Source organism: Alloprevotella sp. OH1205_COT-284, from assembly GCF_003859795.1.
Taxonomy (GTDB): Bacteria; Bacteroidota; Bacteroidia; order Bacteroidales; family Bacteroidaceae; genus Alloprevotella.
This window is the reverse complement of the sequence record NZ_RQYI01000005.1, coordinates 65,853-90,566: the sequence shown is the minus strand read 5'-3', so window position 1 is coordinate 90,566 and position 24,714 is coordinate 65,853. Positions and strand designations below refer to the sequence as shown.

The window sequence follows — 24,714 nt, the reverse complement described above, 5'->3', positions numbered from 1 at the left end:
TCTGGCAATCTCGGTGGCGTAGTTCAATACGGCTTCCACTTCCTGACGGTTGAATGTGGTCGATTTCGCCACACGCTCACAAAAATTGCGAAAACTCACTCGATGTCTACCCGTTGGTTGGGCGATTTGCACGACTTTACCGGCATTTGCAGCGACATTCAATTTATCTTCTACAAGAACAGTAATGATTTGTTAGCCATAGTTGAATCGTATTCTCTCCTTTTACTTTACCCTGCCGAAGTCGGAGGTATTGACTTTCGACAAAGCCTTCTTGTTTGATAACGCAAATATACCTGATTCATTGTAAAAGCACCTAAGTTTTTTCTTGATTACTCCTAAGCTTTCGCCCGAAAGCTTAGGAACTTTTATTTACAGAGTAGAGACATTAATTCTCCCCTCTTTCTATGAGTGTTCTATTTCGGGAATTGCAACAAAGATAGGATATAGCAACACCAGCCATTCCTCCAGTACATCAAATTGCGTTTCGCTTTTTCTCCAAATGGCTCAAGGAAGTGATTTCTTAGATAAAGCAAGGGCGACATTTCTCATATCTTTCATTATACTTCTATCAAGGACTTTGGCATAATGTTGCGTCATTTTGATGTTGGAATGACCGAGCATTTTCGCCACATTCTCAATGCTAACACCGTTTGCCAAGCAAACAGAAGTAGCATAGCTATGTCTTGCGGTATGCGTGGTTAATTTCTTCTGAATGTTACATAAGTCGGCTATTTCTTTCAGATAACTGTTCATTTTCTGATTACAGGGTACAGGAAGAAGTGTTCCTTTCTTGTGACAGAATGGACGGTTCTCATACTTCTTTAATATTTCCTGTGGTATATCCAACAAGGGAATATTGCACATATTTTTGTTTTTTTTGTCGAGGTTTACGAATCCAAAGGTTTCCGTTATCATCTCGCACAAGATGTTCGGGAGATAATTGTTGCACATCAATAAAGGCAAGTCCGGTAAAGGCTGCGAAAATAAAGATGTCACGGACAAGTACAATTCGTTCTACGGTAAATTCTTTTTGGTAAATAGTTTTCAGCTCTTCCAGTGTAAGAAACTCTCGGATAACCTCTTTCTCATGGAATTTTATTCCGATAAAAGGGTCTTTTGTAATCCATTCGTTGGCAAGTGCAAGGTTGGTTATCTTTTTCAGACATTTCATGTAGCGGATAACCGTGTTTTGTTTGCATTCCTTCTCTGTCTTCAGATAAAATTCAAAGGCACGAACAAACTCTCCATTGATTTCAGTCAATAGAAGATCATCTTTATTGTATCTCCTTTGGATCAATTCCGCCAAGTAACGTTTGCACGTTTCATAACGCCGAACAGTAATCAAAGTATAATCCTTACCTATAAGAGCTCGACATTGATCATTGTGTTCCTGTATCGTAGCAAGGAGAGTTTTGGGTTGTTCTTTCAGAATATCTAAGCCGAAGAATTTTTCTTGAAGAATACGAGCGCTTATTGTGCTCCCTTGTTCTTCTAACTCGGTAAAGATAGAGTGTAACTTGATTTTTGCTTCTTCTATGTAGCTATTCAATTCGTTGGCTTTACGACTTTTACCACGTACACACTCTTTGGCTTGGTTCCAAGAACTCGGATCGACACTTTTTCGGATATTAGTTTCGATACGTTGTCCATCAACGGTAATTCTCATGCAAACCGAGGCTTCTCCGTTTTTGAGCAGTTTTGTCTTCTTGATAAAGAAGAGCACATTGAATGAAATCCTTCTCATTTCGATACGTTTTTAGTTGATACAAAATTCGGAAATCACTCACGAGTTATCGACACGCAAATCACTGCATATCAGTGGTAAAGAAACTTTTTCGGTGGAGATTTCATTCTGCTGTTTTTGCTCCACCTTTTGCTCCACCAAAATCGGTAATATTCTGCTATATTTTGCGTAAGTGGGAAAAATAAAAACTCCTGACTTCGTTTAGAAATCAGGAGTTTACATCGTTTTGCTTTTCTTCAAAGTGGTGCCACCAGGAATCGAACCGGGGACACAAGGATTTTCAGTCCTTTGCTCTACCAACTGAGCTATGGCACCAAGTGCAAATCTGCATTTTTGGGGAGTGGTGCCACCAGGAATCGAACCGGGGACACAAGGATTTTCAGTCCTTTGCTCTACCAACTGAGCTATGGCACCAAAAGAGATAACTATGCTGATTTGCGGTTGCAAAAGTATGAACTTTTTTTGAATTGTCAAAATTTCAACGTTGGTTTTTATGAAAACCTTTTTATAAAAATCCTCTTTTGCGCATTTGTGACCTCGTTGGGATTCAAACCCAAGACCTTCAGAACCGGAATCTGACGCTCTATTCAGCTAAGCTACGAGGCCGATAACGGATGCAAAGTTACGCTTTGATGAGCAATTGACCAAATAAAGCCTTGCTTTTTTGTTTTTGGAGAGTTTGAGAGGAAGAAAAGAAGAAAGAATATGTAGGAAAGGATCACGATGTTTGAGAAAAAGATCTGTTGAAATCCGACCGACGATTTGCCGTTTGGATAACTTTCGGGACATCAATATTTCCGAATAACGTTTTCATTAAGAAAAACAAAAAGGAAAGAGGGCTTGCAGAGCAAATATAAACGATAGAAAATAAAGAGACCGTGACAAAACAAAGCTTGTGACACGGCCTCATAGCATGTTGGGAGGTGAGAAAAGAAGGGGGACGAATGCCCGGACGTTTGTCGGTAAGATGTAGAGCAGTTCACGACATGCGTATGCGCCATTCGGTCGGATAAAGATTGTTGCTTCGTGTTCCGAGATGATTGACAAAGCCGAGGGGGTGTCCTTCATAGGTTACGATGACGTGTCCGACGGGTGGTGAGATCGGGAGCATAACGGTCTCTCGGCGCAGATAGGCAAGGGCAGCGTTGAGGTCGAGATCGACGCTCGGAAAGGCCTCGGTAGAGAGTTGACAGCTCATGGCCAAAGCGTGTTGGGGAATGAGCTTCTTCCCTTTTGTTTCTGCCAGAAGGATGCCGGAGGTGAGTGTTCGGACGGTGGAACGAAGGCGCAAAACATCGGGGAGGAGTTCGTAGCGTACGGCGGCCGTTTGTTGCTCTACGGGGCAGAAAAACGAGAAGTCGCGGTGGTCGGTGATCCATTCGCCGACGGTCTTGATGACGGCGGTGGAAGGGGGAGTGGAGCGTGCGGCTTTTTCTTTTTGGGCCGACGAGGAAGCGGTTGTTCCCGTTTTGCGGAGAAGTGCCAAAAACAGTCCCTCGCCTTTTGTGCGGTGAGGGAAGAAATGGCAGACCGGGAGGCCTCGGCCGGTGGTGTCGCCTTCGACGTTCCAAAGCGGTGATAGGTCGATGGGAACGATTTCGGCGCCTAACTCCCGACAAATGAAGACGACGTTGTCTTCGTTTTCTTCGCGATTGAAGGTGCAGGTGGAGTAAACGAAATATCCCCCTTCACGCAGCGAAGGCCAGACGTCGGACACGATTTTTCGCTGTCGCTCGGCGCAAGCCCTTACGGCCTCTTCCGACCATTCGGCACGTGCACCCTCGTCTTTGCGAAACATGCCTTCGCCCGAACAGGGGACATCGGCGGCGATGACATCGAAAAAGCCTTTCAGCGGAGCAAATTCGTGTGGAAAGGCAGAAGTTGTCAGAACATCGGGATGCCCCCATTTGGTCAGGTTTTCGGCAAGGATTTGTGCACGTTGTCGAATCGGCTCGTTGGCCACGAGCAAAGTCTTGTCGGGCATCAGGCTCCGCCAAAGTGTGCTTTTCCCACCGGGAGCGGCACAGAGATCGAGAAGACGACGAGGCGTGAAATCGCGCACGATTCGCAGCCAAGCCTGCTCCACGAACATCGAAGAGGCTTCTTGAACGTAGTAGGTGCCGGCGTGAAAAAGAGGATCGAGCGTGAAAGAAGGACGCTCGGCGAGATAATAGCCTTCACGACACCACGCCACGGGATCGTCCGCGGGCAATGCACCGTTTGGTTTCATCGGATTTCGACGGATGCTCACGGGAGCGGGGCTGTCGGTCAAGGCTTTGCAAAGTGCGCCCGCCTCGGCATCACCGAGGAGGGCGCACATTTGTCGTATGAAAGCTTGGGGAAGCATGTCGTTGAGATTATTCGCGGATTTCCAGTTCGTCGATCACGTATTTTGAACCGCCATAAACGTCAATGACGAAGAGAACGAAACGAATATCGTTGTTGATGCAGCGTTGGAGCGCCGGATTGAAACGAAGGTCGGAAGAAAGACTCTCGATGTTTCCGTCGAAAGCCAGTCCGATGAGTTCGCCGTTGGCATTGAGCACGGCACTGCCTGAGTTTCCGCCCGTGATGTCGTTGTTGGAGAGGAAGCAGGTGGGGAGTTCTCCGTTTTGGTCGGCATAACGGCCGTAAGCTTTTTCGAGATAGAGGCGACGGAGCTTTTCATCTACGACATAGTCGGGATCGTTCGGATTTTCTTTCTCAAACATTCCTTTGAGCGAAGTTTTCCAATCATAGAACACGGCGTCGCGAGGAGAGTAGGGCTTTACGCTGCCATAGGTCATGCGGAGAGTGAAGTTGGCATCGGGGCTTTTAGACCAGTTGTACATTTCACACAAACCGCGAACATAAATTCTGTTTAACTCCGCTGCCCGGCGTTGGTAGCGGTCAATGGCGGGGCGGTAGCTGTTGATAGCCTTCAAAAGGGCTTTTCGGTGATCGAAGAGAGGGTCGTTTCCGAAGTCCTCCCAGTTGTCGGTAGAGAGGTATTTCCGTTCAAAAGCCTCTTTTGAACGAAATGCCGACGTGGTATAGAGGGTGTCGAAATAGCTCGTCATGTCTTGTTTCGCAAACGAGGGTTGCATTTCGAGGCGATGGTGTTGTTGCCAATAGGGAGCGAGCAGGTGCATTTTCCGACGGTCGTAGTCGATGTCGAGGTTTGCCAAATCTTCCTCAAAGTGTTTCACGAGGTTTTGGCGGGCACGTTCGTCGGCACCTTTTTCTTTTTTGGACGCCGTTCCCTGTATTTTTTTTCCGAGTGCCGTTCCGAAAGTTTCGGCCAGTTCGGCTTTGGCTTTGAATTTTTGTGCTCCAAAGGTGTAGCGCAACAAGTTGTAGTCGTGCAGCGTGTCTTTTACGGCTTCAACGAGTGAGTCTATGCGCTCTATGATGTTTTGATATTCCGGTTTTCCGCTTTGGGCGGCAAAGGCTCTGAATGCACGTTCTTCTTCGGCTTTGATGTCGAGCAGTCCGGTCTTTTTGACACTTTCGTTCATGCCTCCGTAGTTTTTCACCACGTTGCCGAGGCTCATGTAGTCTTCGGCATATTTGAGCGACATGGCTTTGTCGCTGTCCATGAGTGCTTTCATGAATTTCAACTCTGCTTCTCCGGCAAGGTTGATAGGGGCATTGATGCTTTCCGTACGCAAACGCACTTGTGAGGTTGTGAGATAACGGCTGGTGCTGCCGGGAAATCCCATGACCATGGTGTAGTCGCCTTTGTTCACTCCTTTCAGGCTGATGGGCATCCACTTCTTGCAGCGCAGAGGGATGTTGTTTTTATGATAATCGGCCGGTTGTCCGTTGCGATCGGCATACACGCGAAACACGGCAAAGTCGGCATTATGGCGAGGCCACATCCAGTTGTCTTGGTTGAAACCGAATTGTGCCACTTGTTGAGGCGGATTGACCACCAGACGAACGTCGGTGTATTCTTGCTCATAGAACGCGAAGAAACGATTGCCGCCGAAGTAGGGCACGATGCGCATCGTCATTCCTTTGCGTTTGGCCAGATCGCTTTTCTTGCGCATCTTTTCGGCCAAATCATTCAGAAAGGAATGGCTCTGCATGCGGTAGTCGTCGGCGTTTTGCTTTTTGGCTTCTGCCTCGACTTCCTGTGTCACATCGACGATGCGCACCACGAATGTGAAGGTCAGATCGGGAACGCGCAACTCTTCCGCCCGACTTTTGGCAAAAAAGCCGTCTTGCAGGTAGTTGTGTTTCAAGTCCGACATGGCGTGTACATAGCTGAAACCACAGTGGTTGTTGGTGAGGACAAGTCCGTCTTTGCTGATGATTTCTCCCGTGCAACCATTGCCGAAAATGCCGACCACATCGCGCATCGATGGGGCATGTTCATTGTAAAGCTCGGACGGGTCGAGTTGCAAACCGGCTTTGCGGAGCGAGTCGGCCAAATGCTGTTCGTCCATCAGTTTCAACAGCCACATGCCCTCATCGGCGTGTGCTGTGGCGAGGCCGAAAACGGCCAGTAGAGAAAGAAAGATTTTTTTCATTGTATGTGAAGAGTTTTCTGATTTTTACCGCTTATCGGATTGTTATCAATTATCTGATTGTCACCATTGTCGCCCCGAATCCGTATTCTCGAAAAGAGGCATCTTGGTGGGTGCATTGGCGATAGTGTTTTTTGAGTTCTTTGAGAATTTCGGTGCGAAGCACGCCTTCTCCTTTTCCATGGATGAAAACAATTCGCCGACCACGGTCTTTGGCATGTTTTTTCATCGTGTCATGAAACACTTTCAGTTGGCAAGTCATGATGTCTTTCGGCTCCAAACCTTTTGTCGAGTCAAGGATGGTGTCGGCATGCAGGTCTATTTCCACGATCGCGTTTCGGTCGTCGGCTTTCGTTTCCGTTTTTCCTTTTTCCATACGTGCCGGTGCGGCTTTTCTCTCTGCCGATCGGGGTGTCGTGAGGGCGTCTTCCAAGTCTTTCGCGTTTACGGTCACGTTGCGAGCCGGTTGGTCGTTGCGGGCAAGGTCGATCACCAAGGCCGGTTCTTCAAAGAAATCGCCGGTTTGAAACGTATGCAGTTTGTAGAACTTCGTACCGTCTATGCGGATCGTGAGGTCGAGTGGCGATTTGACACAAAATGCTTTTTCCGTTTTGTAAGCCATGACTTGCACCGTGAGCCGTTCGATGTCGGGAAGGTCGTCGTGGCTCAATTCTTCGAGAAACACTTTTTGGTTCGGTTCGATTTCTCGGTCGTGCCGCAGTCGATGCAGTTTTCCCTCTTGGGTGAAGATAAGGCAGCGAACATAGTAGTTGGAGTCGTTGATGAGATAAGCCTCAAAACGTGTCGTGCTGATTTGTTTTCGATCAACGGGCACAAATCCGATGTGGAGGTTCAACACATCTCCCCCTCGCCGTTCGATTGGCCGTGCGCGGAACGTCATTTCCCTATCGGCCGGATCTTGCTCTTCCTCCTCTTCGTCGTCGGAATGGTGATGTTCGGCAAGTGCGGCTTTGATGCCGGTGCGGGTATCGGCAGATTTCCGCGGCATGTTTTTTTCTTTCGATTCGGGGCGGACGAAATTGTAGTTGTCGGTTTCAATGACCACCACTTCTGACCGAAGCGTGGGAATTTCAAAACCGTCTTCGTCGCAAACCAGCACAATGTCTTTGCCTTGAAATCCTGTGATTTTTCCCCCTCCCACGGTGTTGAGAAAGCGGACTTTATCTCCTATATTCATGTTGTCGGTGTTGAGTTTTTGTGAGCGAAAGCCGCCTGCCCGAACTGCGTGTCGTGTGGTTTTACGAGCCAATCGCGTCTTCCAATCGCAAAGATACGAATTTCTCGCCGTCCGTTAAAGACCATTCCTTCCCCGCCCTGTTTTTTGTTCCGAAATCTCGCAGAAAACCTTGTTTTCGTCAAACGGTGCGGCCGCTTCCGTTGTATGCAAAGGGAGCGGCCGCATGAAGTAGGGCTGTTTGTTGTTCTTTTTCGAGGCGGTAAACACTAATCCCAAATGCCACTGCCGGCACTTTGGTTCATAGAACTGCCTTGTGTGGGGGTTCTCACTGTGGGATCTTCCAGATCGGGTAGGGGAGAAGTGGCGATAATACGTTCAAAACTGTATTGCAGGAGTTGAATATCCGGAGTTTGATAAGATTTCATGGGTTATAGTCGTTTTTTGTGATCGAACAAATCGTTATCTGAACACTTTCTTGCCTCCGATGATGTAGAGTCCTTTCGGGAGGTGGTCAATAGTTCCGTTTCCGTGGCGGCGCATTGTGCTTACGCGGCGTCCCGTGAGGTCATAAACGGCTTTTGCTTCTTCCTTTTGTTTTTGAAAGAGAGGTTCGTCCAATCCGGTGATGTTGTTTTCAAAACTGCCGATATACAATCTCTGACTGCTTCCAATGACGTTGCTGTCGGCCGTGAAGTAGGCTGCAAAAGGCATCGTTTGAGCGGTTGCGTTGCGTTCAAAGACCGTTCCCTCAGCGTTCAACACATAAGCATCGGCCACGTTTTCGGTTTTCGTCGTTCCTACAAATTTATAGCTCGATGTATGGCCGATGATCGAAGCGTCGGCTTTGATCTTGCTTTCTTGGGCTTTGAAAACCAATGTCTTCCCGGCAAGACTTCTGTTGCCGAACCTTGCTCCCGGAAAGGCCACGATGTAAGGTGTGTTGGCTCGAAGTTCGGAAGTAAACTTAAACAACACTCTCGAATCATCGCTCACACCGGCAAATTCTTTCAGATAAAAATCTCCTGCTCCGCCCCGTTCTTTGATCCATGTCAGTGCGTTGCCCTCTTCGGTGGTGATGTCGGTCGGCACAAACGGAAGTGCCATGGTTTCCCAACCTCCTCTGCCGCTCGTTCCGTTTCCGATGCGGCGTTTATAGAGGATATTTTGCGCGTTGAAATCTTTGACGGGCGAAAAGTCGCGTCCGTGTTCTATGGTGATGTTGGCAGCTCTGTCGCCGACCACCACATTTTTGTTGTCGAGCTGACCGGGCACGGTTGCACCGCTTTCAAAATAGTAGAGCGTATTGGGGTTGCCGTTGGGCGTGACCTGTTGGGGCGCACTACCTTCAAACACCACGGCCGTCATATCCTCTTCCGTGTTGAACGACGTGCCGGGTGCGACGCTCTCTTCCTCTCCGCCTTTGTAGTATGTAGTTCCGCGTTGCGTCGTGAGGCGGAAACGGGGAGCACCTTGGTCTTCATTGAAATAAGCATACAAGAAAAGTTCTTGGTAGCCTGTTTGTCGAAACTCAAATTCCACATCGACCGTTTCTCCCGGAGCTATCGTCGGAAGTTTTGTCACCTTTTGCTGCACAGATATATATCCCGGTCTCACACTCGGTTCATAGAGATGGATGGTGAGCGGAGCGTTATAGGGTGCTGTTCCTTCGTTCTTTACGCTCACAGATCCTTTGAATTGTTGTCTGTACAGTGTTCCGCCGTTGCCAACGGGCAGGTTCCAACTCACAATTCTCGGAGCACTCACCTCTTGCAATGTCTGCAACACGTTGATGCTTCCGCTTCCTACGATTTGGTTTCCGGCACGGTCTGTTGCGATGCTGATGTTGTACGTTCCGGTTTCCGTCGGCTGAAAGGCAAAGTCGATCGTAGCTTCCTCGTTGCCACCCATTTGCACGTATGTGTTCTCTTTGGGTGCTCCCGGCGTGGTGGTTTTTGAGGCAAAGAAGAATAATCGCGACTGATATTCGTCGGCCGTGTTGTTGCGCATGGTCACCCTGACGGTCGTTTTCTTATTAACGACCGCCGGTTGTGTGGTGGCGATATTTGTGATCGTGACGTCTGTGAGCGGATGTGCCTTGACCGATGTCACTCGTCCGTCGCTGCCCACCACCACTTCAAAATACTGACGATCGCTGCGCGATGTCGCTATTGCTTCCGTCGGTTCCTGTCCTTGCAACCACGCCACCGGAATGGCGCGATAAGTGCCGGGCGTGGTGATTTTGCCTTGAAAGTCGATTTGACCGGAAAAGTAAGAAAATCTTCCGCTGACCATGCCATTGAGAGCACCATTGCTGACCGAGCCGATCCGGGTAAGGCCGCCCTCCGCATTGACATAAGCCATTTGCCATGAAAAGTTGATTCGGACGGGATTGTAATTACAGATGCGATAAGAGCCTGTTGTTCCCGTGACTGCAAAGTTTTCTGCCGTCGGAGTATATTGAGGAGTAGGTTCTCCTTCCGTTCGCGGTTTTATGCCGATGACGATGTCTTGATTTCCGGCATATCCGTCCGCAGTCGAGCTTGCTCCGGCTCCCGAATTGTTTCCCGGGTTCATCACCGATAGTTGGAAATAACCATCGGCCACGCCGCCCCAACCCCAGTTGATATGATAGAAGCCGTCGCCGTCATATCCGTCGCAAACGAAGGAGTGTCCGCCGCCTCCGGATTGTCCGCTGTAAACAATCGGTCGTCCCTCCGACAACTCTTGATAGATGGTATTCTCCCAGCTTTTCGATGTATGGTTTTTTCTATACTCTATGCGTGTGGTGTTGCTGTAATCAAAATATGTTTGCAGCACATGAGGGGCGGAAGAGGAGTAAGCCCCCGACGACAAGTCATAGTCCATTTTCAGCGCACTGCCGCAATAATACATCAAGTCCGCCACCGCATTTCCCCCTTCTGTCGTGGCATTTTCCGGATATACCGGCCGCATATTTCCCCAGTCGATGACACTTTCTGCCGCAATGGCCGGCATATTCAGTTTTTTCGTATCTGTCGTATAGGCCGGTATTTCCGTTTTCGTCTTCTCCGGCCATTGGTGGTAATACATCACCTGCGCCACGGCCGTCGCCAGGCATCCCGTCACGGTCTTTTTCCCATTCGGCAACTGCGGACAGCGGTTGTTGTAAGGAGCGCGTTGGTTCCAGCGGCTTTCCAACAGCGGCGCAATGGCATATTTCGTGACCTCGTCGAGTGTCGTGCTTCGGGTGCCCGATGACACGATCGCACCTTTTGTCGTCGGTCTGAGAGCTTGGATTTGTCGTGCATATTCATCCAACCAAGCCCGAAATTCCGGAGAAACTTTGCTCTCGTCGTAGTGCCCCTTTCGGGTATATCCGAGCACCGGCGTGGTGCGGTCGTCGCCCGACACAATCACGAAACCCTTATCGTTGCCGGCGTCGAAGATGTGATAGGCCTCTCCCGAACCCCTCGCCGACGAAGGCGACTGGCTTCTCTTGATCGCTTTGAGGGAATGTTTCGGCGTGGTCACGATCCCTTTTTTCTGTAAGAAAGAAATGGCAATCTTGCGTGCCGTTTCCTGAGACACATTCTCGGCTGCAAGCGTGAAGGTTTGCAGCAGCAGTGCCAAAATCAGTAGCTTTTTCATAAATGCGGATAGTTCAATGTTTCAAAATCAAGTGTTTTCTTTTTCTTTCGGTCGCAACGCCCTCTTCCGGTTCTCCCCTTCGCTCTACATCTCCGTTGGCCGTAGCCGATCCGTTCTTTCTTCTTTTCTCGGCCGTTCCGACAGGGTGGGGCAAAAACAGAAAAACATCCGTGCAAAACAATGTTTCACACGGAGCTTTTCTGATAAATACGACTATTCTGCGATTTCCTTCATCTTTTGTGCGATGAGTTCCAAATCGTTTTTAAGGGTGGCAATGCGGCGTTCGATGTCGGCCACGAGTGTATTGCCCGATTTCGATTTTGTGGTGAGAAACGTGAGGTTCGTTTCATACGTTTGTATCTCGGCCTTTTTCTCGTCATACGCTCTTTGCAGCCGTTGGCGTTCGTTACCGCTTTGCGAGGCTTTTCTCACGAGGTTGTCCAGCCGTCTGCGTCCGGCGTCTTGATGAATGGTTTCATAGAGTTTGTCGCAGGCGGCTCGATAGCTCCGATAGAGTTTTTCTTTTTTGCGGAAAGGCACATGTCCCGTTTCGTTCCATTCCGCTTGCAACGTTTTGACCTCTTGCAGCAGGTTTTCGCTGCCCTCTGCCACCAGTTTTTCCAATCGTGCGATGATGTCGAGTTTTTTGGTCATGTTGGCCTCTTCTTCTTCTCTCACGCCCGCTTCCGCTTCTTTCTTGCGGTCGAAGAAAGTGTTGCAGGCCGTGTTGAAACGTGTCCACACCGCGTCGCTCACTTTGTGTGCCACCGGGCCGATGGTTTTCCACTCCGCTTGGAGTTTCACCAGCATGCTCGTCGTTTTGCCCCATTCCGTGCTGTCTTTCAAGGCCTCGGCCTTTTCGCACAGAGCGGTCTTTTTGCGCAGGTTTTCGGCAAGGCTTTCGCGCAGGGCGCGGAAGTATGCCGTTTTTGCTTGGAAAAACTTGTCGCATGCCGTGCGGAAACGCTCAAAGATTTCTTGGTTCACTTTTCGAGGCGTGAAACCGATGGTTTTCCATTCGTTTTGCAGTCCGATGATGAGTTGTGCCATCGCGTCCCATTCCGCCACCGTCGTCAGCCCCTCGAAAGTCAGGGCTTCGACCTGTTCGCAGAGGTTCGTTTTTTTCGCCAAATTCTCTTCCTCTTGTTGTTTCAGTCCGAGGAAATGATCTTGGTGTCGTTTGTTGATCAGTGTCGAAGCCGTTTTGAAGCGTGTCCAGATTTCTTCGCGTATGTCTTTGGCTACCGGTCCTGTTTCGCGAAACTCCTGATGCAGTTTTTGAAGTTGGTGGAAGGCACTAATCACGTCGTCGTGTTCGGCCAATTTTTCTGCCGTTTCGCAAAGGCGGGTTTTGATTTCCAGGTTTTTCTTGAAATCGTAGGCACGCATTTCGTGGTTGATGCGGAGCAGGTCATAGCATTGCTCCACGTAGTGATGATAGTTTTTCCACGTTTCGGTCACATGTTCGGCCGGTATCGTTCCGATCTCTTTCCATTCGGCTTGCAGTGCTTTGAACGAATCGTAGTTTTTGTCGATTTTGTCCGCATCGCCGGCCAGCTCTTTGATTTTCTCGATGATGTCCAGTTTTCGGTCAAGATTTTTTCGACGTTCGGCTTCCAGTTCGGCCGCGGCTTTGGCACGTTGCTCCTTGATGGTGTTCATCAAGTCTTTGTATTCCTGTTCGAGCGGATCTGTTGCCGCACTGAAATCGGCCGCGTCGCCTCCGGCCGCCACGAACGCTTCTCGTGCGGCTGCGGTCTCTTCGTTGTGTAGGCGGTAAAACACCGTCCGCAACATGTCCGTCACGCTCCGGTCGGCCGCTTCTTCTTGTTCCACGCAGGCTTTCAAGCGGGCGATCACTTCTTCCTTTGTGGTCGGCACGGCCATGTCGTTGGTTTCGGCATTTTGTACGGTGTCTTCAATGCGCTCTTCGCCCTTGTCGGTTGCGCTTGCGCTTTCTTCGACAAGAGGCGTTTCTACTTCGTTCCGAGTATCGGTCGTTTCGGGCTGAGGGGCAGCTGCTTCGAGCCGGGGATCTTCAAGTTCACTCATGAGAGTGGCAAATTAAGAGGTTAAAGAGATGATATGTTCTGAACCTTCGTCGCAAGAATGGACGAATTGCACATGCAAATAACGTCAAAAAAAACTTAACAGCCAAATAATTTTCCCAAAAAACAACGGAGAACACGGCCGACCGTCGAAAAAAATGATTTTTGACCGCGTCGCGACACCCTCTTTCCCGATCAGCCGCACGATTTTCGGCAACTCGTTTCGCTCTCCCAAATCGGTGCGCTCCTCGTCGTTTTTTGGGGAACACGGAGTTTGAATCCCCGCCGCTTTCTCCGTAGGAGGGGAGAGGATCGGCAATGGCCGTCGCGCCATGTTTACTTAAACGGTTTCCGCCATTGGCAACCCTCTTTCCAACGCGAGCAGCCGTAGGCCGTGTGTCCTTTCAACACCTTCCCCTCGCCGCAGAGAGGGCAGGTGCTTCCGGCTCTCACTGTTTTTCGCCTCTCCTGTTTGTTCTTTTCCGTTCGCTGCGTCGGTGGGGGCGATACCTCTTCCGACGAAATGCCGATGCGGCGGTTGGTGTTGTCGGCCAACACCTCGCGCACGATTTCGCCCACCATTTGTTTCAACTCCGCTATAAATCCCGCGGCCGAATAGGTTTTCCGCTCGATCTTTCTGAGTTTGTTTTCCCAAATCCCCGTCAGCTCCGCGCTTTTCAGGAGTTCCTCCTTGATGAGCGAAATCAGTTCCATTCCCGTTTCTGTCGCTTCCAGGCTTTTTCGCTGTTGGCGGATGTAGCCGCGTCGGTAGAGCGTTTGAATGATCGCCGCGCGCGTGGAGGGTCGCCCGATGCCGTTTTCTTTCAGCGCGTCGCGCAGCTCTTCGTCTTCCACGTTTCTGCCGGCCGTCTCCATGGCTCTCAGCAGCGAAGCTTCGGTGTAGGGCTTCGGAGGTGTCGTTTCTTTTTGGGTGAGGGTCGGGGTGTGCATGCCGCTTTCGCCTTTCACAAAATCGGGCAATGTTCGCTCCTCCTCCTCCGGGCGGGAGTGTTCGTCGGGCTTGTCGGTGTCCTCTCTTTTTTCTTTTTTGAACACCTCGCGCCAACCCTCTTCGAGAATAACCTTGCCGTTGGCTCGAAAGGGGATGTCCGCCGTTTCGCCGTCGATCGTGGTCGTGGCAAACCGGCAGTCCGGATAAAACGCCGCGATAAAACGCCGCACCACAAGGTCATACACCTGCCGTTGCATCTCCGTCAGGTTGCGGGGCGCGACACCGGTTGGTATGATGGCATGGTGGTCGGTCACTTTCGACGAGTCAAACACTTTTTTCGATTTGCGCAACTGCGCCCCCCGCAGCGGCAGCAGCAATTCGCCATACGTCGCGGCAATGCCGTTCAGAATGCCCTTGCATTTGGGATAGATGTCGTCGGGCAAAAACGTCGTGTCCACACGGGGGTAGGTCGTGAACTTCGACTCGTAGAGTTGCTGAATGATCTGCAACGTCGCTTCCGCCCCGAAGCCGAATTTCTTGTTGCATTCCACTTGCAGCGAAGTCAGGTCAAACAAGCGCGGCGGAGCCTCCGTGCCCTTCTTCTTCGTCACGGCTTTCACCGTGAACGGCCGCCCCTCAATGGCTGCAAGGGCGTTTTCGGCCTCTTCGCGTCGCGTAAATCCCCGCTTGATGCCGTTTTTTGTCGAAGCGTTTTCGTCCTCCTCCCCATCTACTTTGGCCGTAAACGTGACATCGCGGTAAATCGTCGAGAGCACCCAGTAGGGTTCGGGGCGGAAGGCCTTGATTTCCTGTTGGCGTTGCACGATCAGTGCCAACGTCGGCGTTTGCACCCGTCCGATCGAGAGCGGTTGCCCCCCCCTGCTGCCGTCGTTGCGTCCGAATTTCAAGGTGTAGAGCCGCGTGGCGTTCATGCCCAGCAGCCAGTCGCCGATGGCGCGACACAAACCGGCTTCGTAAAGACCTTGGTATTCGGATTGAGGTTTGAGTTGCTCAAAACCCTCGCGAATGGCCTCTTCCGTCATCGACGAAATCCACAGTCTGTCCACCGGACACGTTGCCTTGGCCTTTTGCATCACCCAACGCTGAATGAGTTCTCCCTCCTGTCCGGCATCGCCGCAGTTCACGATGCGGTCGGCCTCGCCAAAAAGTTTTTCGATCACCGCAAACTGTTCCTCCGCGCCCTCTTTGAGGCGGATGCCGAAGCGTTCCGGAATCATCGGCAGCGCACCGAGCGACCACCGCTTCCAATAAGGCGTGTATTCCTCTGGATTTTTCAACTCGCACAGATGCCCGAACGTCCATGTCACCCGATAGCCGTTGCCTTCGTAGTAGCCGGCGTTGCGTCCGACGCGAACATGTTGCGTCGCACCGATGATTTTGGCAATATCGGCGGCAACGGAGGGTTTTTCGGCAATGCAGACTATCATGAGCGGCAGGGGAGAATTGAGTAAATGCAAAAACAAACGCCTTCAAGAGCAAACGCCGACGTCCGCATCGTGCCGAGAGTTGCCGGCATGCCGGGATAGGCAGGGAGTGGGGGCGTGCGAGGAGGCAGATAGCAAATGCAAAGTTAAGAATTTACAAGTGTAGTGCCAAAATAAGCCGGTCTTTTTCCGTGCTTTTGTCTTCGCGCCCCGTGGTGTGTTCCACAAGAATGCCACAAAAAACACCGATGATTTTTTCATGCCGTTGCGGAAAGTACACCGAAATGTCGTGTCCGCGCCGGCATCTCCCTCTCTTCTCCGCGCCCGCTCCTCCGCCTCCTCCCCGGCCGTCACTGCCTCCCATTAGGAAAATACTACCTCAGACGTAGCAATTTCTACCTCAGACGTAGACATTTTTAGGTGGGAGGCAGTGACGGCCGGTTCTCTTCCCTACGTCGCATTTCGTCCGCCTCTCGCGCGCGTGCGCGTTCCCTTGTTATTTATTTTTGCCTTCACTGCCTTCGCAAAATGCCGCAATTCGCTGAATTTCAATCTGTTCTTGGCGAAGGCAAGTGAAGGCAAACCGAAACGCTCTTCTTCCAATCGTCTGAATACCAATTATTTGTTTCGTTTTTTTGCCTTCGCAACCTCGTTTCTTTCCCGAATTGCGAACATTCGAGCGGAAGCAGGTGAAGGCAAAAGGAAATTTTGCCTTCACCGTAGTTGCCGTGAAAATCAGATGCTTATGAAATCGCCGAAAGCCTCTCCTTTCACTTGTCTTCACCGAAACAGATTGACAATCAGGGGCTTTTCTCATTTTGCGAAGGCAAAACGGCAAAAACATGAAATATAGGGTGAAAAAGGGCTTTTTGAGCCGTGAGCATGCCGTTTTTTGTGCAGGAGGGAGAAAGCAAAACTTTTTCTCTCGTCGGCGTGAAAAGAGGAAAACGAATGAAGACTGTTTTTTGTTTTCTTCGTCGTTGTAAAATAAGAGTTTTTTTGATGAGATTAAGATTATATGTCGAATAGAGCGGAAAAGTGCTAATTCCTTGCATCTCTAATCTTTATGCGTTTTGTTTTTAAGAGCTTTTTCTGCCTCTTTTTCTTCCTTTTTCTAATCTTTATTATTTGTTTTTTTGCTTATATTGCTATGTTTATGTTGCATTTTAGTGTCAGTTTAGTTATTAAACGTGAAATTCCGAGAAATGAAGACAGAAAGAGTGTCGTATTGGATATAAAAAGATTATCTTTGCAATATAATTTTAAGAGATAATCATAATTCTTCGGCTTCGGTTTTTCTCTGAGAGAAAAGAACCTGCCTCATCTTGATTTAATATCAGATGCAGTTTTACCTTATTTTGAGATAAGAACTTACCTCTTTCCAATCCAACTTTTTCATAAGACGATGAGGAAACCTTATTTGTTAGCCTTGTTATTGGCTCTACTCTTCTCTATGGGGGCGTATGCTCAAAATGTCGTAGTAAAAAATAATTTGCTATACGATGCCGCCCTTACCCCTAATTTAAGTTTGGAAATGTCGCTCAATCGTAAGCAGACTTTCGACCTTCAAATCGGGTTGAACCCTTTTGGCGGTAAAAAGGATAAAGAAAGATTTCAACATCTTCTGATCCAGCCCGAATGGAGATATTGGACTTGCGAGCGGTTTAACGGTTGGTTTATCGGCGTGCATGCACTTGGCGGAAGGTATAATATCGGTAACTACAAATTCCCCTTTGATCAGTTGAAAAAATATCGTGATCATCGCTATGAGGGTTGGTTCGTCGGTGTCGGAGTTGGGGCTGGTTATCAATGGGTGTTGAGTCGCCGTTGGAGTCTTGAAGCCGAATTGGGTGTTGGAAACGTCTATACCGATTATGATAAATATCGCTGTGGGCTTTGCGGAACGAAGATGGAAAGCTCCCACGATTACTACTTCGGTCTGACCAAGGCTGCTATTTCGTTGGTATATGTTATAAAATAAACAACATGAACTTTATGAACACTCGTAAAAGAATATTTTGGTTTTTGCTCGTCCTGCTTGTCGCGACACCCTTTTTTGCGCAAGGTTTTCGTGGGCGATTGAGTTTTGCAAAATCCGAAGTCAAGCGTGTCAAAGATTCCGTTCATGTGAGGTTTGAGGCTGTCCTTGATGGAATAGATTTAGACAGTAAAGCTCTATTGACCCTCACTCCCCAGTTGGTTGACAAGGAGGGGCAAAATAGTTATCGTTTTCCTGATGTGAAAGTGGCACGACGACAGCGTTCAATCGTTTGGCAACGTCAAAATCCCAATGCTGCGCCTTCGATCGTCTTGAGGATGAATGGTATGAGGCAAACTGTCGATTTTACCTATGCCGCTCCTTATTCTGCTTGGATGAATAAGGCGGCTTTGGAAGTGCGACAGACGGTTTCGGGATGTGCTGATTGCTTGTTGGCAGAAGAAACTTTCATTCTAAAACCGGCTGTATATGCTCCTAAAATGCAAGATTCGGAATCTCAGCATTCACAACGTTGGCAACCTCAATTTCATTTTCGTGCTTGCTATCAAGTGCCGGAGCAGGAGGCTGTTAAGGTGCGTACTGCAAAGTTTATGGCGAGATTTACTTTTCATCGTAATCGCACAGAGCTTTTGCAGACCCTGGGGAATAATGAGGATGAGTTTCGACGTGTAGACAGCGTAGCGCAGCGCATACTCCTCAATCCCGATGTTAAAGTGCAGAATGTAACCATTGACGGATATGCTTCTCCCGAAGGAGAGTTTACGAATAATCAGAGATTGGCCTATCAAAGAGCCATGGCATTCGTGAATTATTTGCAGTACAGATATGGTTTGCGAACCGAGATGTTTGCAGTTGCTGGGCATGGGGAAGATTGGAAAGGATTGCAGAAAATGATATCCGCCTCCAATATGAATTATCGTCAAGAAATTCTGGATATCATAAATTATACCCCTTCTCACTCCGCACGCAAAATGCTCCTGAAAGAATTGGCAGGAGGGTACCCCTATCGCTATATGCTTAATATGATTTATCCTCAACTTCGTCGCACGGAATATCAGTTCACTTATCAAGTCAGATCTTTTGGAGCCGAAGAAGCCATAAGACGAATCAAAACTTACCCTGAAATGTTGAGCCTCAATGAGATGTATCTCGTGGCAAAATATTATCCGGAAGGATCAGAAGAACGAAAAGAAGCTTTGAAAACCGCTGCTCTCTACTATCCTGAAAATCCGGTGAGTCGCTTTAATTCTTTGGCTGCTCGATTGGTGCGTCCACTCAGTGATGAAGAAGCGAATCTCTTGATTTCTTTCCCTGCTTCTCCTGAGCAGATCAATAATTTAGGCATACACTATGCTTGGAAAGGTGAATACGATAAAGCGAAAGCTTGCTTTGAAAAAGTATCACATTTGCCGGAAGCACGACATAATTTAGCCGAAATTCTTAAGATGGAATAAAAACAAAAGAGAGTAATTCTCCTCTATAATGATATCACACTTTCTCACACATTGCCGGCATGTCCGCTCTATTGTAGGATTTAGTGTTTTGAAATAAAGTATATTTTTTTTATCTTTTTATTTTTAACAATTATGAAAAAGAATCTTTTCTTTGCTGCGATGGCACTGACTTTGAGCGCAGGTGTTTTCACGGCTTGTTCGAGCAATGAGATTGACGAACAAAATCTAGAAGGAAAAGCTACAGGAACTACCTACATGAGCCTGCAATTTGCTTTCCCCTCTAATGCAAATCGCGCCGCTAATGATGGTCAAGATAAAAATGATCCTGACTATAACCATATTGGTAAGTGGGCCGGTAAGGATAAAATTGCAGGTGTGAAGGTTTATGTTTTTGACGCAAGTGGAAAGCTTGAGGCTTCTCCCTATTTCGCGGAGACTGAATTGGATTTCGTAAATGGAGAGTCTGAGACGACGAATTTGGTTAAACCTAAAAAAGGCATTCGTGTTACTCCTGGTAATAAAACGGTTTATGTGGTCGTAAATCCAACTCCTGCAGCAAATACCCTTCTTGCAAGTGAAGCTACTGAAACAGGTTTTGCTGCAAAATACACCTCTTCTGAGATGGTTTTCCAAAAGGGAGGTATGGTTACAGATCCTACAAGTATCTCTGCTGCTTCTGAGGTTGCAGCCGTCATAGGTGTTGGAGGCGAACAAAAGGAACAAATCCTTATGACAGGTGAGCCTGCCAAAAATGTTTCTGTTACAGCTGGTGTAAAAGAAACGGAGGCTGTTGGTGGGCAAAATACGGCTAAAGTAGTCGTGAAGCGAGCTGTAGCCCGTGTTATGGTTTCCTCTCAAAAGGCGACTTTTGATATTTTGGGGGATAATCCAGAAACTCCATTTGAAACAGAGACAAATTATAAAATTGCTACTGTTAGTGATATTAAATATGTAGTTGCACAAGGAGAACGCAAACTGTATTTTGCTCAACAAGTAAGTGATGAACCTAATCTTTGGGCTTATAAAACACCTGCTTCTTCGTTTGTTCCTACTAATAATAATTTCAATGTATTAGATGGGGCTGATGCACTCGCAGCTGCACAACATTATGATTATTCTACATTGTGGAGAGAACATAAAACCATAGGTATTTCAGGTTTGCAAACTCCTGTGAAAAGTGATTATGCTGGTAATCTTGATAATATAACAGCAGATTTAGCTGCTGGGCTCTCTGGTGAAGTAATACTTCCCAATACGCATAAATATGGAGCTGAAGCAGATAATACGAGTTATCGTTTTGGTAATACAGCATATGTTCTTGTTCGTGCAAAACTTACTCCTACCGTTATTTATGATAAAAATGGTGAAGATAAAATAGCTTCATTAGGAGAAAACGATAATATCGTGTTGGGAGCAAATCATATTTTCTACACAGATCGTGAGGCTGCCACACTAGGTAAAAAAGGTGTAAAGGGACAAACTACTCAACTCTTTACTGGACGTAAAGTTTTGTACTATGCTTGGGTGAATCCTGATAAAAAAAGCAAGGGCTGGTTGAACTCTCCCGTAGTCCGCAATAATATTTATCACATTGAAATTGCTGGTTTCAAACGTATTGGAGGAAACTGGAATCCTTTGGTTCCTGGCGATCCTTCTCGTCCGGAAAACCCTGACCCCAAACCTCAACCTGATAATCCTACACCAGAAAACCCTGGTGAGCCTGATAATCCTCCCGTGGATCCTAACAATCCCTTGACTCCGACTGAAACTTGGATGGCTGTTCAAGCTAAGATCCTTCCTTGGCAAGTTCACTCCTACTCTGTTGAGCTTGGTGACTAATTTGATAAATAAACCTATTTTAAGCGAGGAGGGAATTCCCTCCCTCCTCGCTTTTCTTTCTTTTCTCTATGTTTCAACTCCTCAATACTACAAAGATGAAATTTAGCTTACGTCCTGCCGCTTGCTTGTGTGTTTTAGGCTTTTTCATGGCAAGTTGTAATGACTTGTTTCACGATGACTTGGCCGATTGTCCCCAAGGAGTGTACGTGAAGTTTTATAGTAAAAACATCTGTGCGGAAGACTCTTCTTATCTTGGGGATGTTGATCGGCTTCACCTCTTTGCCTTTGACGACAATGGGGTATTGGCAGGGCAGACGATGCTAAAAAAGCCTCAATTAACGAAAGATTACGAATATTTAATGCCACTCAAAAGTGGCAAGTATGAATTCATGGCATGGGTCAATCTTGATGATAATTTTGAACTTCAAGAGGGCAAGCCCGGGCTCACTACAAAAAAAGATATTTTCCTTTCGCTGAAAAAAAAGGCACCTATGCTTCTGAGGAGCTTGGATGGACAAAAAATTTGGCAAGGAGGTAGCGGAAGAAATTTTGTAGAACTTCCCGAAGTCAGCGAAGTCGGTAGTTTCTATAATCATGCAGCGGTAAACCTCTTGGAGAAAACAAGCAGAATAAATATCACAATTGAACTTGACGAGTCGATACTTAAATCAAAAGCTCGAAAAGCAGAACCCAAAGATTTTGGTATAGAGATTAAATCAAACAGATATGCCGCGGATTATGCGGGGAATGCTGATTTGAAAAAAGAACATTATCAGTATCCTGCACAAATTAGATATACAGAAAAATCTGCCTTTGCCACTTTTACACTCAAAGATTTTCAAACTGATCATGAGGGTATCATTACCTTGAAAAATCTTAAAACAGGTGATGTCATGTGGAATGGTAGCTTATATGGCTCTATCTTGCAAGAAGCTGTAAAGAAAGCTGCTGAAAGTGGTGAACATTTCAATTTTAATTGTCAAAATGACTTTCAAGTCAAATTTAAGATCAGAGATAAATGCGCCAATTGCTACGACTATGTTTGTTGGGCAATTTTTGTAGAAGATTGGCAAGTACATAGTTATAGTCTAGAACTTGGAGACTAAACAAGAACAATTTTCACCGAAATAAATCAAGGTCCGTAAGGCCTAATTGTAGTATGAAATTAGAAATCCGACTCAAACACCGCATCCTGAATATGGGACTATTCGTAGTTCTAATGGGAGGAATTTGGTCTTCTTGTCAATATGACTATGAGCCTGAGAAAGAGGTCGAAAAGCCGGAGAATATATATATGTCGACCTCTGTCAATTTCAAAGATGTGAGATCGCCACAAAATGATGCTGAAGAACGAATCAATTCCGTACGGTTGATTATTTGTGATAGTCAAACAGGTGAGGTTATTTACAATGTACGTCATCAACATACTGACTTCAAAAATCAACCAGTCGGAGAAAATTCCGTTTGGCATTCTCCCTTTGCTATTTCTCCGGGATTTCGAGATTTTTTCTTTATTGCAAATGAAGATTCTTGGAGTCTTACGACCCAACTGCAAGCAATAGCCAATAAAACAGAACTTTATACAAATAAAGCGTTTACACATTTGCCCTATCGTCCTAATTTTAAGCCGACGCTTGAATATCCTATGCTTCTCACGCAAGCCTATTTCAATGTGAATGTGGAATCGACTAGAAATGGTAAAGGTACACAAACTGACCCTCAGCATTTTATTGCAGAGGGAGATGAAGTAGTGGACTTTATTAGAACTTTGGCTAAAATCAAATTGACGCTTAAAGAAGTGGCTTATGTAGAAGAGAACGAACTAGGGCAAATGAAAGCAACTCGTTTGAAGTTTAAACAGCTGCAGAATTTTGAAAAATTAGCATTAGGCGAAGTTCCCTCATATTTTTCGCTCTTTGTAAATCCTTATTTCAAGAGTCTGAGTTTTCTTCCTGGGAAATATTATACGTCGGATTTCTATGGCACAGCATCCGATGCTAAACAAGAATATGTTGTAGAGAGTGCTGGAGCTGTAAATCATTCAGAAGCGATTTACACGACTCCTTCTTTAGATCCGATCAGTGGGCTTACAACTTATTATGACTATGTGACAACACTTTATGTGCCGGAGCACCTTCGTGCTTTTGCAAGTGGCGAAAATGCTGTCGGCTTAAATCCGGCAGGGGCTATGGTATGGCGTTTCTATAACAATACCGGAACACCTTATTATAAGTCTTCCATAGATCATCAAAATTGGAATAATCCTCCGGAAACGGGAAATAATACTTTCTTTACGTTGCCGGATGCCGCAACGCGTTATTCTCGTTACTCTGTGTTGAGAAATAACTTCTATGACATCACTGCAGAAGAGCGTGGGTATAAGTTCTACTTGAATTATGACGTGAAGCCATGGGTAGATGAAGCGTATGCTGTTTATGTCGGAGATTATTATAATGTTTGGATAGAAGATCCTACTTTTACTAAAAATCCTCAGAAAGTACGGATTGTCACGTCTAAACAAAATTCTCCTATACAGTTCGATGTAAAATTAGTAGCAGCTATAGGACAGAACCTGCAATTTACACAAACGGGGACTACGGTTCCACTGACACAGGCTTCACATGTGAACCCTGCTTATCAGACACATACCGATTATACACTTAATGTTACTTCGACACCTTCACAGAATAGTCCTGTGATATTAATTAAGTTCAATAATAAAGTCGTCTATACGATAAAGAAACAAGAACTATGATAAAGAATTTTGCCACGATCATAGCTCTCTTTGCTGTCGGCTTAGTCTTTGCCGCTTGCGAAAAGGACTTTAATATCGAAGAGAACAGAGAGGGGAGATTGCTCGTTAGTTTGGCGTTTGACGATTATAAAGATATTGAAGTCAAGTCAATCGGTACTATCGAGGAACGTCAAGTGAACACCATTGATGTGATGTTCTTTAATGCTGCGGGAAATAAAATAAAGTTTCCGGGGCTGCAAAAGTATGCCATGCTATATGATGTGGTGAATGATGATAATAGTAAATGGAAAAATCAAGATAAATCTACCAATACCGTCGTATTACCCATATTGGCAGAAAATGCATTGAGCAAAACTATAATAGTCATCGCAAATTTACCTCAATCTCTTAGAACTCGTCTTGAAGAAGATGATGTTCAAACGGTAACTCAAATAAAAGCACTTTTTGCACAACAAAATGCCATAGACGATTTGGGAACACCTCTCGTAATGTTTGCAGAAAAGCAAGTGACAGCAGTAGATATTCCCAATCCTGATCAAGAAAACACTATTCGTGTTTTGATGGAAAGAGCCGTAGCTAAGGTTGATATTATCCTACATTATGAGTGGAATAAACTCGTACCTGATAACGAATTTCAAAGAGGATATTATACAATGAAAGATTTTAGTGGTACTACCTATCTTTCTCCTCAAACAACGCTGAAAAATATTATAAAGAGAATTGAACGTCCGCGAACGATCATTCAACGGACCACACTGCCTGTTCCACAAGCTACAACTAAGATTACGGCATATATCAATGAGTATGACTTGGAAGATCCTTACGTGAATACAACTTCCGTAACCTCCCCATATATCATGTTGGAACTTCCTGCTATATTGGGTAAAGATTTTGCGAAATCAATAGGGATTTTTCCACCTCCTGCTGGTGGGGAAGAGGAATTTAATACAACACCTATTACGAATTTTTATCGATTGGTGATGCCACGAAAAATCGTTCGGAATTACCATTACACGATCCATGCTGTGATTTTCGGAGCCGGAGCACCAACTGCGGAAGGAGCACAGCTTCTTACTTTTAACTTTACGGTTGTTCCTTGGGAAAAATAAACCTTAGACTTGGAAAGAAGAGGAATAGTGTCT

Annotated in this window: 14 protein-coding genes, 3 tRNA genes and 2 pseudogenes; 6 read left to right on the top strand and 13 right to left on the bottom strand. The window is 46.8% G+C overall.

What is annotated here, in order from left to right:
* The 13 genes and pseudogenes from EII14_RS09645 to EII14_RS02665 all read right to left on the bottom strand — a co-directional run.
* Positions 1-189 (bottom strand): annotated as a pseudogene (locus EII14_RS09645) (histidinol phosphate phosphatase); the annotation flags it as partial.
* A 315-nt stretch (positions 190-504) separates the two neighbouring features.
* A pseudogene (locus EII14_RS02715) lies at positions 505-1,744 on the bottom strand (site-specific integrase).
* 242 nt (positions 1,745-1,986) lie between these two features.
* Positions 1,987-2,059: transfer RNA gene (locus EII14_RS02710), tRNA-Phe, on the bottom strand.
* Between the two features lie 26 nt (positions 2,060-2,085).
* A tRNA-Phe gene (locus tag EII14_RS02705) sits at positions 2,086-2,158 on the bottom strand.
* 118 nt (positions 2,159-2,276) lie between these two features.
* Positions 2,277-2,350 (bottom strand) — tRNA-Arg (locus EII14_RS02700).
* Between the two features lie 373 nt (positions 2,351-2,723).
* Positions 2,724-4,091 (bottom strand): rRNA cytosine-C5-methyltransferase, encoded by a 1,368-nt coding sequence (locus EII14_RS02695; protein WP_124931031.1) that lies wholly within the window; start codon positions 4,089-4,091, stop codon positions 2,724-2,726.
* A 10-nt stretch (positions 4,092-4,101) separates the two neighbouring features.
* Entirely contained in the window at positions 4,102-6,258 is a 2,157-nt protein-coding gene (locus EII14_RS02690; protein ID WP_124931030.1) for a S46 family peptidase, read from the bottom strand.
* 49 nt (positions 6,259-6,307) lie between these two features.
* On the bottom strand, positions 6,308-7,453 hold the full coding sequence (locus tag EII14_RS02685; RefSeq protein WP_124931029.1) for a DUF2027 domain-containing protein: 1,146 nt from the start codon (positions 7,451-7,453) through the stop codon (positions 6,308-6,310).
* A 266-nt stretch (positions 7,454-7,719) separates the two neighbouring features.
* Positions 7,720-7,878 (bottom strand): hypothetical protein, encoded by a 159-nt coding sequence (locus tag EII14_RS09270; RefSeq protein ID WP_158608297.1) that lies wholly within the window; start codon positions 7,876-7,878, stop codon positions 7,720-7,722.
* Between the two features lie 34 nt (positions 7,879-7,912).
* Positions 7,913-11,080 carry a C10 family peptidase gene (locus tag EII14_RS02680; RefSeq protein ID WP_124931028.1) on the bottom strand — a complete coding sequence of 1,056 codons (3,168 nt, stop codon included), beginning with the start codon at positions 11,078-11,080 and terminating at the stop codon, positions 7,913-7,915.
* A gap of 213 nt (positions 11,081-11,293) precedes the next feature.
* Entirely contained in the window at positions 11,294-13,132 is a 1,839-nt protein-coding gene (locus EII14_RS02675) for a DUF349 domain-containing protein (RefSeq protein ID WP_124931027.1), read from the bottom strand.
* Positions 13,133-13,464: 332 nt separating this feature from the next.
* Positions 13,465-15,528 (bottom strand): DNA topoisomerase 3, encoded by a 2,064-nt coding sequence (locus EII14_RS02670; RefSeq protein WP_124931026.1) that lies wholly within the window; start codon positions 15,526-15,528, stop codon positions 13,465-13,467.
* Positions 15,529-16,021: 493 nt separating this feature from the next.
* Positions 16,022-16,342 (bottom strand): hypothetical protein, encoded by a 321-nt coding sequence (locus EII14_RS02665; protein WP_124931025.1) that lies wholly within the window; start codon positions 16,340-16,342, stop codon positions 16,022-16,024.
* Between the two features lie 588 nt (positions 16,343-16,930).
* Between EII14_RS02665 and EII14_RS02660 the strand changes: the two genes are divergently transcribed.
* The 6 genes from EII14_RS02660 to EII14_RS02635 all read left to right on the top strand — a co-directional run bounded on the left by EII14_RS02660 (position 16,931) and on the right by EII14_RS02635 (position 24,681).
* Positions 16,931-17,506, top strand: coding sequence for a DUF3575 domain-containing protein (locus EII14_RS02660; RefSeq protein ID WP_199733857.1), 576 nt, complete (start codon positions 16,931-16,933; stop codon positions 17,504-17,506).
* A 5-nt stretch (positions 17,507-17,511) separates the two neighbouring features.
* Entirely contained in the window at positions 17,512-18,978 is a 1,467-nt protein-coding gene (locus EII14_RS02655; protein WP_124931024.1) for a DUF3868 domain-containing protein, read from the top strand.
* A 132-nt stretch (positions 18,979-19,110) separates the two neighbouring features.
* A complete protein-coding gene (locus EII14_RS02650) occupies positions 19,111-20,817 on the top strand; it encodes an Mfa1 family fimbria major subunit (RefSeq protein ID WP_124931023.1) in 1,707 nt (568 codons plus the stop codon).
* Positions 20,818-20,912: 95 nt separating this feature from the next.
* Positions 20,913-21,923, top strand: a complete 1,011-nt coding sequence (locus EII14_RS02645) for a FimB/Mfa2 family fimbrial subunit (RefSeq protein WP_158608296.1) — start codon at positions 20,913-20,915, stop codon at positions 21,921-21,923.
* 53 nt (positions 21,924-21,976) lie between these two features.
* Positions 21,977-23,572 carry a hypothetical protein gene (locus EII14_RS02640; RefSeq protein WP_124931021.1) on the top strand — a complete coding sequence of 532 codons (1,596 nt, stop codon included), beginning with the start codon at positions 21,977-21,979 and terminating at the stop codon, positions 23,570-23,572.
* Positions 23,569-24,681, top strand: a complete 1,113-nt coding sequence (locus EII14_RS02635; protein WP_124931020.1) for a hypothetical protein — start codon at positions 23,569-23,571, stop codon at positions 24,679-24,681. The genes EII14_RS02640 and EII14_RS02635 overlap by 4 nt, the downstream gene beginning before the upstream one ends.
* Positions 24,682-24,714: the final 33 nt, after the last annotated feature.

Coding starts and splice junctions, on each gene's coding strand:
- EII14_RS02680 (WP_124931028.1), bottom strand. CDS start 11,080: ATGAAAAAGCTACTGATTTTGGCACTGCTGCTGCAAACCTTCACGCTT.
- EII14_RS02655 (WP_124931024.1), top strand. CDS start 17,512: ATGAACTTTATGAACACTCGTAAAAGAATATTTTGGTTTTTGCTCGTC.
- EII14_RS02635 (WP_124931020.1), top strand. CDS start 23,569: ATGATAAAGAATTTTGCCACGATCATAGCTCTCTTTGCTGTCGGCTTA.
- EII14_RS02695 (WP_124931031.1), bottom strand. CDS start 4,091: ATGCTTCCCCAAGCTTTCATACGACAAATGTGCGCCCTCCTCGGTGAT.
- EII14_RS02670 (WP_124931026.1), bottom strand. CDS start 15,528: ATGATAGTCTGCATTGCCGAAAAACCCTCCGTTGCCGCCGATATTGCC.
- EII14_RS02640 (WP_124931021.1), top strand. CDS start 21,977: ATGAAATTAGAAATCCGACTCAAACACCGCATCCTGAATATGGGACTA.
- EII14_RS02645 (WP_158608296.1), top strand. CDS start 20,913: ATGAAATTTAGCTTACGTCCTGCCGCTTGCTTGTGTGTTTTAGGCTTT.
- EII14_RS02665 (WP_124931025.1), bottom strand. CDS start 16,342: ATGAGAAAAGCCCCTGATTGTCAATCTGTTTCGGTGAAGACAAGTGAA.
- EII14_RS02650 (WP_124931023.1), top strand. CDS start 19,111: ATGAAAAAGAATCTTTTCTTTGCTGCGATGGCACTGACTTTGAGCGCA.
- EII14_RS02675 (WP_124931027.1), bottom strand. CDS start 13,132: ATGAGTGAACTTGAAGATCCCCGGCTCGAAGCAGCTGCCCCTCAGCCC.
- EII14_RS02660 (WP_199733857.1), top strand. CDS start 16,931: ATGAGGAAACCTTATTTGTTAGCCTTGTTATTGGCTCTACTCTTCTCT.
- EII14_RS02685 (WP_124931029.1), bottom strand. CDS start 7,453: ATGAATATAGGAGATAAAGTCCGCTTTCTCAACACCGTGGGAGGGGGA.
- EII14_RS02690 (WP_124931030.1), bottom strand. CDS start 6,258: ATGAAAAAAATCTTTCTTTCTCTACTGGCCGTTTTCGGCCTCGCCACA.
- EII14_RS09270 (WP_158608297.1), bottom strand. CDS start 7,878: ATGAAATCTTATCAAACTCCGGATATTCAACTCCTGCAATACAGTTTT.